10 protein-coding genes are annotated in these 10,330 nt (G+C 64.8%); 6 read left to right on the forward strand and 4 right to left on the reverse strand.

Translation table 11 applies throughout. From position 1 onward, the window contains the following. Positions 1 to 132: 132 nt before the first annotated feature. A complete protein-coding gene (locus tag ACFW0B_RS10580) occupies positions 133 to 396 on the forward strand; it encodes a hypothetical protein (RefSeq protein WP_449147865.1) in 264 nt (87 codons plus the stop codon). Here the strand turns inward: ACFW0B_RS10580 and ACFW0B_RS10585 are convergent. Both ACFW0B_RS10585 and ACFW0B_RS10590 read right to left on the reverse strand, forming a co-directional pair. Continuing rightward, positions 393 to 1,382, reverse strand: coding sequence for an NAD-dependent epimerase/dehydratase family protein (locus ACFW0B_RS10585; protein ID WP_449147866.1), 990 nt, complete (start codon positions 1,380 to 1,382; stop codon positions 393 to 395). The two genes, ACFW0B_RS10580 and ACFW0B_RS10585, sit on opposite strands and share 4 nt — an antisense overlap. Before the next feature lie 271 nt (positions 1,383 to 1,653). Further along, positions 1,654 to 2,550 (reverse strand): LysR family transcriptional regulator ArgP, encoded by an 897-nt coding sequence (locus ACFW0B_RS10590; protein WP_449147867.1) that lies wholly within the window; start codon positions 2,548 to 2,550, stop codon positions 1,654 to 1,656. A 98-nt stretch (positions 2,551 to 2,648) separates the two neighbouring features. Here ACFW0B_RS10590 and ACFW0B_RS10595 point away from each other — a divergent pair, with 98 nt between their 5' ends. The 4 genes from ACFW0B_RS10595 to ACFW0B_RS10610 all read left to right on the forward strand — a co-directional run bounded on the left by ACFW0B_RS10595 (position 2,649) and on the right by ACFW0B_RS10610 (position 7,016). Next, positions 2,649 to 3,056 carry an ACT domain-containing protein gene (locus tag ACFW0B_RS10595; protein WP_449147868.1) on the forward strand — a complete coding sequence of 136 codons (408 nt, stop codon included), beginning with the start codon at positions 2,649 to 2,651 and terminating at the stop codon, positions 3,054 to 3,056. A gap of 5 nt (positions 3,057 to 3,061) precedes the next feature. Then, a complete protein-coding gene (locus ACFW0B_RS10600) occupies positions 3,062 to 3,664 on the forward strand; it encodes a LysE/ArgO family amino acid transporter (protein WP_449147869.1) in 603 nt (200 codons plus the stop codon). 205 nt (positions 3,665 to 3,869) lie between these two features. Continuing rightward, positions 3,870 to 4,451, forward strand: coding sequence for a superoxide dismutase [Fe] (gene sodB / locus ACFW0B_RS10605; protein WP_215379733.1), 582 nt, complete (start codon positions 3,870 to 3,872; stop codon positions 4,449 to 4,451). Positions 4,452 to 4,949: 498 nt separating this feature from the next. Beyond that, entirely contained in the window at positions 4,950 to 7,016 is a 2,067-nt protein-coding gene (locus ACFW0B_RS10610) for a putative bifunctional diguanylate cyclase/phosphodiesterase (protein WP_449147870.1), read from the forward strand. Positions 7,017 to 7,125: 109 nt separating this feature from the next. Here the strand turns inward: ACFW0B_RS10610 and ACFW0B_RS10615 are convergent, their stop codons facing one another. After that, positions 7,126 to 8,028: a GIDE domain-containing protein gene (locus ACFW0B_RS10615; protein WP_449147871.1), complete on the reverse strand. Its 903-nt coding sequence runs from the start codon at positions 8,026 to 8,028 to the stop codon at positions 7,126 to 7,128. Position 8,029: 1 nt separating this feature from the next. After that, positions 8,030 to 8,602, reverse strand: coding sequence for a LemA family protein (locus ACFW0B_RS10620; RefSeq protein WP_449147872.1), 573 nt, complete (start codon positions 8,600 to 8,602; stop codon positions 8,030 to 8,032). 201 nt (positions 8,603 to 8,803) lie between these two features. On the opposite strand from ACFW0B_RS10620, the gene ACFW0B_RS10625 reads away from it, so the two are divergent. Then, positions 8,804 to 10,144, forward strand: a complete 1,341-nt coding sequence (locus ACFW0B_RS10625; protein ID WP_449147873.1) for an imelysin family protein — start codon at positions 8,804 to 8,806, stop codon at positions 10,142 to 10,144. Positions 10,145 to 10,330: the final 186 nt, after the last annotated feature.

The following is a 10,330-nucleotide window of genomic DNA, read 5'->3' on the forward strand; positions in this document are numbered from 1 at the left end:
CTTGCTAGCCAGATGCCATCCCTGGCACGAGGCCATGCCAGGAAATCACCATCCGGAGCCGGCGTCTCCGTCCGGCTCCGCACACTTCGCCAGGAAGGAACGGAGCACTCTTCGACCATGGGGGAAGAAGGAATGGAATTGACCAAGGCTGTGCTGGATTGCATGCAGATCCTGCGGCGCCAGCTTCGTGAAGAACAGGCTGTGGATATCCGCCTCAGCCAGCCCGATGCCATCCTGGCCATGCTCAACGCCTGCGCCGAATCCCAGCGTGACGCCACCCGAGAGCTGGGCGAACACCTGAGCAGCCTCACCGGCGTGCGCCTGAAACCGGCGGTCCTCAGTGAAGAAGAACTGGTGCGCAAATACACCCAGTACGCCGGCCCGCTGCGTGGCTAGGGATGCTGGGCGCCCCACCAGGCGCAGAACTCGTCCAGCGCCGTCCACAGGCTCACCCGTGGCTCGTACTCCAGGTATTGCCGGGCACGGCTGATGTCCAGGGAGAAGTCCCTGGACATCACCGCCACGGCCAGCCGATAGAGCGACGGTTCCGGCCGCCCCGGCAGCAGCCTGCACACCGACTCGTTGATCAGCGCGGCGCTGTAGGCCAGGCCATAGGGAACGTGGCGGTTCACTTGCGGCATGCCCAGCTTGCGGAACACATAATTGATCACGTCCCAGATCGGCACCGGCTGGCCGTTACTGATGTTGTAGACCTGCCCCAGCGCCGGACCGGTGGCCAGCAGGCCGCTGAGCAGGGCGTCGTTGAGGTTCTGCACGCTGGTGAAGTCGACCTTGTTCAGGCCGTTGCCGATGATCTTCAGGCGGCCCTTGCGCTGCATGGCGATCAGCCGCGGGAAGATGCTGGTGTCACCGGCGCCGGTGACGAAGCGCGGGCGGAAGGCGATCACTTCCAGACCGAACTCCTCGGCGGCAAAGACCTTCTGCTCGGCCAGATATTTGGTCGCACCGTAGTGGTCGGAGAAGCGCGTGGGCACCTGCTCTTCGCGAATGCCCACGTGGGAGCGTCCATCGAAGTAGATCGACGGCGAGGACAGATGCACCAGGCGCCGCACCCGCTGCTTCAGGCAGGCTTCCACCACGTTCTCGGTGACCTGCACGTTGGCCTGGTGGAAGTATTCGTACTTGCCCCAGACGCCCACGGCGCCCGCGCAATGCACCACCGCGTCGACGTCATCGCACAAGCGCAGCACCAGCTCCGGGTCCGACAGGTCGCCCTGGATGAACTCGGCACCACGCTTGACCAGATGCTCCACGCCTTCCGGACGGCGGCCGTTCACTCGCACGTCGAGTCCCTGCTCCAGGGCGAAACGCGCGAAGCGCCCGCCGATGAACCCGCTCGCCCCCGTCACCAGAATCTTCATCTATGGCCCCCTGCCATGCATCGTGATGCCCGCGACTCTAGCAGGTTGTTAAAAAACGTAGGCGAGGCAGCCGAGACAAGGCAAAAACGGCCGAAGAAGCGGAGTTTACGAGTTGTAAATGAGCATTCTGAGGACGTTTTTAACGCCGTATCGGCAACGCAGGTGGTTTTTCAACAGCCTGCTAGCAGCCCCGGCGCCGGCCAGGTGTCGCGTCGCGAGCCAATGGAACGACTCTGAACGCAATCCCGGCCCATCGTTCCCGCCGGGGCCGTCAATGCGCAAGCGGCACCAGCCAGCGGCCCGCTGCAGTCGCCAGATAGTCGGTGAGCAGGCCGAGCAGTTCGCCGCCGTGGCGCCAGTGATGCCAATACAGCGGCACATCGATGGGGCGGTCGGGAATCAGTTCCTGCAACTCGCCCCGCGCCAGTTGCGCCCCCACCTGTTGCTCGGGCACTAGTCCCCAGCCCAGGCCGCCTTCGGTCAGGCGCACGAAACCTTCGGAAGAGGGGCATAGGTGATGGACGAAGCCGCCCTCGACGCCCAGCGCCGCCAGGTAGCGATGCTGGAGCAGGTCATCCGGGCCGAACACAATGGCCGGTGAGCGGGCCAGGGCCTGGGGCGTCACGCCCTTGGGGAAATGCCGTTCGATGAAGGCCGGGCTGGCCAGCGCGCGATAGCGCATGGCACCCAGCGACAGGCTGCGCGCCCCGGCCACCGGGCGCTCGGCAGCGCAGACACAGGCCGCGACCTCGCCGGCGCGCATGCGCTTGAGGCCCACTTCCTGGTCTTCCACCACCAGCTCCATCAGCACCTGCTGTTCGGCGCAGAAACCACCCACGGCAGCCGCCCACCAGGTGGCCAGGCTGTCGGCATTGAGGGCGATGCGCAGGCGCTCCGGCAGGCCGCCCTCCTCCAGGGCCGGCACCTGGCGTTGCAGGTCGCGCTCCAGCAGGCGCACCTGCTGCACATGGTTGAGCAGGCGGGTGCCCACCTCGGTGGGAGCCGGCGGCGTGGCGCGCACCAGCACGGGCTGGCCGACCCGCGCCTCCAGCAGCTTGATGCGCTGCGACACCGCGGACTGCGACAGGCCCAGCATCTGGGCTGCACGCTCGAAACCACCCTGCTCCACCACGGCCGCCAGGGCGGACAGCAACTTGTAGTCGAACAAATCAGTTTTCCTAATGAGAGATCAGCAAGATTCGTTTTCCTTATACATTGCCGCGCCCCAGACTCGCCACATCCCAACGGCTTATCGAAGGACGCACCATGGCCGGCGAAACCGCTCTCTCCACCCTGATCCGCAACCTGTCGCCGCAGCTCAACCCGGGCCAGTACGTGTTCTGCACCCTGGACGACGCTGCCCGCCTGCAAGGCAGCGTGCCACTGGGCAGCTTCCGCGAACAGGAAGGCCTGACAGTGATCCTCGAACGCGCTGAGGCCGATCGACTGGGGCTCTCCTACGACTACACCGCCGCCTGGATCACCCTGCAGGTGCATTCATCCCTCAGCGCCGTCGGCCTGACCGCCGCCTTCGCCGCCGCGCTGGCCCAGGCCGGCGTGAGCTGCAACGTGGTGGCCGGCTATTTCCACGACCACCTGTTCGTCGCCAGCGAAGACGCCGAGCGCGCCGTTTCCACCCTGCGGGCCCTCGCGGCCAACGCACAGCCGGAGTGAACGCCATGTGGCAGAGCTACCTGAACGGTCTATTGATGGCCGCCGGCCTGATCATCGCCATCGGCGCCCAGAATGCCTTCGTCCTGGCCCAGAGCCTGCGCCGCGAGCATCACCTGCCAGTGGCCGCCCTGTGCGTGCTGTGCGACGCGCTGCTGGTCAGCGCCGGTGTCTTCGGCCTGGCGACCCTGCTGGCGCAGAATCCCCTGCTGCTGGCCATCGCCCGCTGGGGTGGCGTGGCCTTCCTGCTCTGGTACGGCGTACAGGCGCTGCGCCGCGCCATCAGCCCCGGCGTCCTCGACCAGTCCAGTGAAGCCGGCCCCCGCTCGCGTCGCACTGTGCTGCTGGCGGCCCTGGCGGTGACCCTGCTCAATCCCCACGTCTACCTCGACACGGTGCTGTTGATCGGCTCCCTCGGTGCGCAGCAGACGGTTCCCGGCGCCTACGCCCTGGGTGCGGCCAGCGCCTCGCTGGTGTGGTTCTTCGCCCTGGCGCTCGGCGCCGCCTGGCTCGCCCCCTGGCTGGCACGGCCTTCCACCTGGCGCCTGCTCGACCTGGCGGTGGCGATGATGATGTTCGGCATGGCGGCACAACTGGTGAACGGGATCTGAGCCTGGAAGGTCCAGATGGGATAGGCGCGCCAGAGCCGACGGCCATGGCTTAACCACACACTTGCTGCGTGGTTAAGCCCTATGCCCGGTGCTATGATCCGGAATTCGCGGCAAGAAAGAGTACGAACTCGCAGCCGCATTCTCGGCCGACCGTGAACGGCCCCGCGCCTTGCGCAAAAATCCCGACCTGATGAAGGAGATAGACATGGCTTTCGAATTGCCGCCGCTGCCTTACGAGAAAAACGCCCTCGAGCCGCACCTGTCCGCCGAGACCCTGGAATACCACCACGGCAAGCACCACAACGCTTACGTGGTAAACCTGAACAACCTGGTTCCGGGCACCGAGTTCGAAGGCAAGAGCCTGGAAGAAATCATCAAGACCTCTTCCGGCGGCATCTTCAACAACGCAGCCCAGATCTGGAACCACACCTTCTACTGGAACTGCCTGAGCCCGAACGGCGGTGGTCAGCCCACCGGCGCCCTGGCTGATGCCATCAACGCCGCTTTCGGTTCCTTCGACAAGTTCAAGGAAGAGTTCACCAAGACCGCCATCGGCACCTTCGGCTCCGGCTGGGCCTGGCTGGTGAAGAAGGCTGACGGTTCCCTGGCCCTGGCCAGCACCATCGGCGCCGGCGTTCCGCTGACCAGCGGCGACACCCCGCTGCTGACCTGCGACGTGTGGGAACACGCCTACTACATCGACTACCGCAACCTGCGTCCGAAGTATGTAGAGGCCTTCTGGAACCTGGTCAACTGGGACTTCGTAGCCAAGAACTACGCTGCCTGAGACCCGCTCCAGAGGTAAGAGAAACCCGGCCAATGGCCGGGTTTCTTCATTTTTGCGTGTCATTCGGCCTGCTGCGGTACTAAAGAAAAAAATGTCGGACAGCCCTCAAGCTCGGACCTGTTCGCACCGACATAAAGTCGACGGAAATAAAGGTGCCGTCTGCGTCAGCTGTTGCAGTGGTGAAGGGAAGACTCTGGCCCGAGGCTTGCAGGTTTCCGTATGCGCCTGACACTTCCCTTTCACGGAGGGAGAGGGGACTCACGCGACGCGGCACAAGTCATCTTGAAGCAAGCAGCGGTCTGAAAAATGGCTGAAGCGGTGGGGTAGCGGTACCAACAGCACTTGACGCAGGCATAGCCAAAATAGAGGTGGCTATCCCGGCAGTGGGTCGTCGTCCTGAATAGTGGCACTTGCATACTGGCCCTTTGACGGCCAGGACCTGTTTGCCAATACTCACACCCGTCTGGCGCCTCGCGGCATCGAACAAGGAATTTCCATTTGAAGCTGGATCTCAAACACAGCTTGTCATTGAAGCTGCTGCGCGTGGTGCTGCTGTCCGCACTGGTAGTCGGTGTGGTGCTCAGTTGCGCGCAGATCGTGTTCGATGTCTACAAGACACGGCAGGCTGTCTCCAATGACGCCAACCGGATCCTCGGCATGTTCCGCGACCCTTCGACCCAGGCGGTCTACAGCCTGGACCGCGAGATGGGCATGCAGGTGATCGAGGGCCTGTTCCAGCACGAATCGGTCCGCCACGCCTCCATCGGCCACCCCAACGAACCCATGCTGGCGGAGAAGGAACGGCCGCTGATGGAGCTGTCGACCCGCTGGCTGACCGACCCCATCCTCGGCAAGGAACAGACCTTCACCATCCAACTGGTCGGCCGCAGCCCCTACAGCGAGTACTACGGCGACCTCAGCATCACCCTCGACACCGCCCCCTACGGCGAGGACTTCGTCACCAGCTCGGTGATCATCTTCATCTCCGGCGTACTGCGCGCCCTGGCCATGGGCCTGGTGCTCTACCTCGTGTACCACTGGCTGCTGACCAAGCCGCTGTCGAAGATCATCGAGCACCTGTCCAGCATCAATCCCGACCGCCCCAGCGAACACAAGCTGCCCATGCTCAAGGGCAACGAGAAGAACGAACTGGGCCTGTGGATAAACACCGCCAACGATCTGCTGGCCTCCATCGAACGCAACACCCACTTGCGCCGTGAAGCCGAGAACAGCTTGCTGCGCATGGCCCAGTACGACTTCCTCACCGGCCTGCCCAACCGCCAGCAACTGCAGCAGCAGCTCGACCAGATCCTCGAAGACGCCGGCCGCCTGCAACGTCGCGTGGCCGTGCTCTGCGTTGGCCTGGACGACTTCAAGGGCGTCAACGAACAGTTCAGCTACCAGACCGGCGACCAGTTGCTGATCGCCCTGGCCGATCGCCTGCGCGGCCACAGCGGCCGTCTCGGCGCCCTCGCGCGCCTGGGTGGCGACCAGTTCGCCCTGGTCCAGGCCGATATCGAGCAGCCCTACGAGGCCGCCGAGCTGGCCCAGGCCGTGCTGGACGACCTGGAAGTGGCCTTCTCCCTGGAGCAGCAGGAAGTGCGCCTGCGCGCCACCATCGGCATCACCCTCTTCCCCGAGGATGGCGACAGCACCGAGAAACTGCTGCAGAAAGCCGAGCAGACCATGACCCTGGCCAAGAGCCGCTCGCGCAACCGCTACCAGTTCTATATCGCCAGCGTGGACAGCGAGATGCGCCGTCGCCGCGAACTGGAGAAGGACCTGCGCGAGGCCCTCAACCGTGGCGAGATGCATCTGGTCTACCAGCCCCAGGTGGATTACCGCGACCACCGCATCGTCGGCGTCGAAGCCCTGCTCCGCTGGCAGCATCCGCAGCACGGTTTCGTGCCGCCGGACCTGTTCATCCCCCTGGCCGAGCAAAATGGCACGATCATCCCCATCGGCGAATGGGTGCTGGACCAGGCCTGCCGCCAGCTGCGCGAATGGCACGACCAGGGGTTCTCCGAACTGCGCATGGCCATCAACCTGTCCACCGTGCAGCTGCACCACGCGGAACTGCCGCGGGTGGTGAACAACCTGCTGCAGGTCTACCGCCTGCCCCAGCGCAGCCTGGAAATGGAAGTCACCGAAACCGGCCTGATGGAAGACATCTCCACCGCCGCCCAGCACCTGCTCAGCCTGCGCCGCTCCGGCGCCTTGATCGCGATCGACGACTTCGGTACCGGCTATTCGTCCCTGAGCTACCTGAAGAGCCTGCCGCCGGACAAGATCAAGATCGACAAGAGCTTCGTGCAGGACGTGCTGGAAGACGAGGATGACGCCACCATCGTCCGCGCCATCATCCAGCTGGCGCGCAGCCTGGGCATGCAGGTCATTGCCGAAGGTGTGGAAACCGCCGAGCAGGAGGCCTACATCATCGCCCAGGGCTGCAACGAGGGTCAGGGCTACCTCTACAGCAAACCCCTGCCCGCCCGCGAACTCACCCTCTACCTCAAGCAGGCCCGGCGCCTGTCCAGCGCGATCTCAAATCCCGCGACGCTCTGAGGCGGACTCGTTCTCGAACGGGCTGCAAAGGCAACCCCGCAGGCTGGATGGAGCCCCGCCCATCCACCACCGCGCCGGATCAACGATGAATCGGTGAAACACGCGCTCCCTACAAGAGCCCGGTCACCCTGAGCAGGTAAACCGTCGCTACCGCTCCGGCCACGCAAAGCACCGCACCGAACAGCGCCTGCCAGCGGAAATGCCGCGCCAGCACGTCCTCGCCATGGCTGGAAAGCACGAAGGGCTGGGACTCCCTCGGCCGGCGCATGTGGTTCATCGCCGGCGCCGCGCTGGCGCGGCGATGCCGGTCTTCGGCCTCCAGCCTGGCGGCCAGGCGCACGCGGCCCCATTCCGCCTCGTCCAGCCGCCCATCACCATTGCTGTCGAAGCGCGTCAGCAGGCCGCTGAAGTCGCCCTTCCACTCGCGAATCACGGCAGCCTGTGCGGTATTCAGGTCCAGCCCCTGACGGCCTCCGCCAGTGGTGTGGAAGTCGCCGATGGCGTAGAGCGGCTCCCCAACGTGCAGGCGTTCTTCCGTGTAGCGGTATTCGCCGCCACCGATCCAGGAGCCCAGGCCGCTCCTGGCCAGTCCGCGCGGATGACGGGAAGTTCCTTTCCAGACCTCGCGGGACGACGGGCGCACCTCGGCGCCGCGTGGATCGATCAGGCATTCGCCCGTGGCATCGGCCAAGCGCAGCCAGGCATCGCTGACACCGCTGTCCACCACCCGCCAGCTCTTGCTCTTGCCGCTTTCGCTGTATTCCTCGATGCGATAGCGCCACCACAGGCAGGGCTTGCCCGTCAGCGGCGCGCTGAGCTGGCCGTCCCCCGGCTCGTGCAGGATGCCGTACAGCTCCACGTAGCCCTGGGCGGCGGAGCGGATCTTCGAGGTCGGGGTATCCAGCAGCATCCGCGCCTGCGCCAGGCGGCGCAGGCACCACCAACCGCCACCGGCGAACGCGCCGAGGCTGAACCCCAGGCTGATGGCCAGCCCGGCGACATCCACGGCCATATCAGCCGAACAGGCTCTTGAGGTCGACGTCGGCCTTTTCCGTCTCGCTGAACTCCAGCAGCTCGGCGGCCTTGAAGCCGAACAGGCCGGCGATGATCACGTCCGGGAACTGCTCGATACGCACGTTGTTGAGGTTCACCGCCTCGTTGTACAGCTCGCGGCGGTCGGCGATGCCGTTCTCCAGGCCGCTGATGCGCTGCTGGAGGAACTGGAAGCTTTCGTTGGCCTTCAGCTGTGGGTAGTTCTCCGCCAGGGCGAAGAGCTGTCCGAGGCCGGCACGCAAGCCGCTTTCAGCCTGGCCGAGGGCACCGATGTCGCCCTTCTCGCGGGCGCTGGCTACCGCATTACGTGCGGCGATCACCCGCTCCAGGGTGGTGCGCTCGTGCTGCATGTACTGCTTGCAGGTTTCCACCAGCTTGGGCAGCTCGTCATGGCGCTGCTTGAGCAGCACCTCGATGTTCGACCAGGCCTTGCCAACACCGTGCTTGAGGCGCACCAGCGCGTTGTAGAGGATCACCGCATAAGCGGCAACGAGTAGCAGGACCACGATCAGGGCGACACTGGTCAGACTCATGCAGGCATCTCCTTCAGGCTGCGGGTCATGGGGCTGCGGCGATTCTAATGGCCTTTGGCCGAGGATGCGGAGACCTCGTGCTCAGCGCCTGCAAAACGCCCGAGAACAGCCTTTCCAAAAATGAAAATCTTTCGCATTATGTTGCAGTTTTCGTTTGCGCAAATGCATATTGCCATCACTCAGCAGCAAAGGACCTCGCCCATGATTCATAAGCCCCTGGCCGCCGCCAGCCTGCTCGCCGTCGCCATTGCCCTCGCCGGTTGCGGTGACGACAAGAAAGAAGCCGCAGCAACGCAAGCCGCCGCCCCGGCCGCCACCAGCACTGCCGCAGCTCCGGCTGCCACCGCCAAGGTCGACGAGGCCGAAGCCAAGAAAGTCGTTGCCCACTACGCCGATCTCGCCCTGGCGGTATTCACCGACGCCCACAGCACCGGCGTGAACCTGCAGACGGCCGTTGACGCCTTCCTCGCCAAGCCCGATGCCGACACCCTGAAGGCCGCCCGCGAAGCCTGGCTGGCCGCCCGCGTGCCCTACATGCAGACCGAAGTGTTCCGCTTCGGCAACCCGGTGGTCGACGACTGGGAAGGCCAGCTGAACGCCTGGCCGCTGGACGAAGGCCTGATCGACTACGTCGCCACTGACTACCAGCACGCCCTGGGCAACCCCGGCGCCACCGCCAACATCATCGCCAACACCACCATCCAGGTTGGCGAAGACAAGATCGACGTCACCGAGATCACCGGTGAGAAGCTGGCCAGCCTGAACGAGCTGGGCGGTTCCGAAGCCAACGTCGCCACCGGCTACCACGCCATCGAATTCCTCCTCTGGGGCCAGGACCTGAACGGCACCGGCCCGGGCGCCGGCAACCGTCCGGCCACCGACTTCGTCGTCGGTGAAGGCGCCACCGGTGGCAACAACGAGCGTCGCCGCGCGTACCTGAAAGCCGCCACCGACCTGCTGGTCGCCGACCTGGAATACATGGTTGGCCAGTGGAAAGCCGGCGTTGCCGACAACTACCGTGCCAAGCTGGAAGCCGAACCGGCCGAGTCCGGCCTGCGCAAGATGCTCTTCGGCATGGGCAGCCTGTCCCTCGGCGAGCTGGCCGGCGAACGCATGAAGGTCGCCCTGGAGGCCAACTCCACCGAAGACGAGCACGACTGCTTCAGCGACAACACCCACAACTCGCACTTCTACAACGGCAAGGGCATCCGCAACGTGTACCTGGGCGAATACAAGAAGGTCGACGGCACCACCCTGACCGGCCCGAGCCTGTCCTCCCTGGTCGCCAAGGTCGATGCCCAGACCGACGCCACCCTGAAGGCCGATCTGGAAGCCACCGAAGGCAAGCTGCAAGCCCTGGTGGACAGCGCCGACAAGGGCGTGCATTTCGACCAGCTGATCGCCGCCGACAACACCGCCGGCCAGCAACTGGTGCGTGATGCCATCGCCGCGCTGGTCAAGCAGACCGGCGCCATCGAAGAAGCCGCCGGCAAGCTCGGCATCACCGACCTGAAGCCGGACAACGCCGATCACCAGTTCTGATCGACGCGCCAGCGAGCAACAAGCGGATGCGGCCCAGTGCCGCATCCGCTTTTTTGTGGTTCTTCGCGGAGTCTGGGGGAAGAGCGAGTTGACAGTCAGGGAAGTGGGTAAATTGGCAGTCGCCAAACGAACCAACCCCCACTCCCTGCTGCCGCCGTGCATCCTATTGATCTTGCTCAATTCTGG

The sequence above is a fragment of the Metapseudomonas phytobenefica genome, assembly GCF_043392685.1.
Taxonomy (GTDB): domain Bacteria; phylum Pseudomonadota; class Gammaproteobacteria; order Pseudomonadales; family Pseudomonadaceae; genus Metapseudomonas.

Bases quoted from the DNA above. Each gene is read 5' to 3' on its own strand.
- ACFW0B_RS10600 (WP_449147869.1), top strand. From the start codon at position 3,062: ATGTGGCAGAGCTACCTGAACGGTCTATTGATGGCCGCCGGCCTGATC.
- ACFW0B_RS10595 (WP_449147868.1), top strand. From the start codon at position 2,649: ATGGCCGGCGAAACCGCTCTCTCCACCCTGATCCGCAACCTGTCGCCG.
- ACFW0B_RS10580 (WP_449147865.1), top strand. From the start codon at position 133: ATGGAATTGACCAAGGCTGTGCTGGATTGCATGCAGATCCTGCGGCGC.
- sodB (WP_215379733.1), top strand. From the start codon at position 3,870: ATGGCTTTCGAATTGCCGCCGCTGCCTTACGAGAAAAACGCCCTCGAG.
- ACFW0B_RS10620 (WP_449147872.1), bottom strand. From the start codon at position 8,602: ATGAGTCTGACCAGTGTCGCCCTGATCGTGGTCCTGCTACTCGTTGCC.
- ACFW0B_RS10585 (WP_449147866.1), bottom strand. From the start codon at position 1,382: ATGAAGATTCTGGTGACGGGGGCGAGCGGGTTCATCGGCGGGCGCTTC.
- ACFW0B_RS10625 (WP_449147873.1), top strand. From the start codon at position 8,804: ATGATTCATAAGCCCCTGGCCGCCGCCAGCCTGCTCGCCGTCGCCATT.
- ACFW0B_RS10615 (WP_449147871.1), bottom strand. From the start codon at position 8,028: ATGGCCGTGGATGTCGCCGGGCTGGCCATCAGCCTGGGGTTCAGCCTC.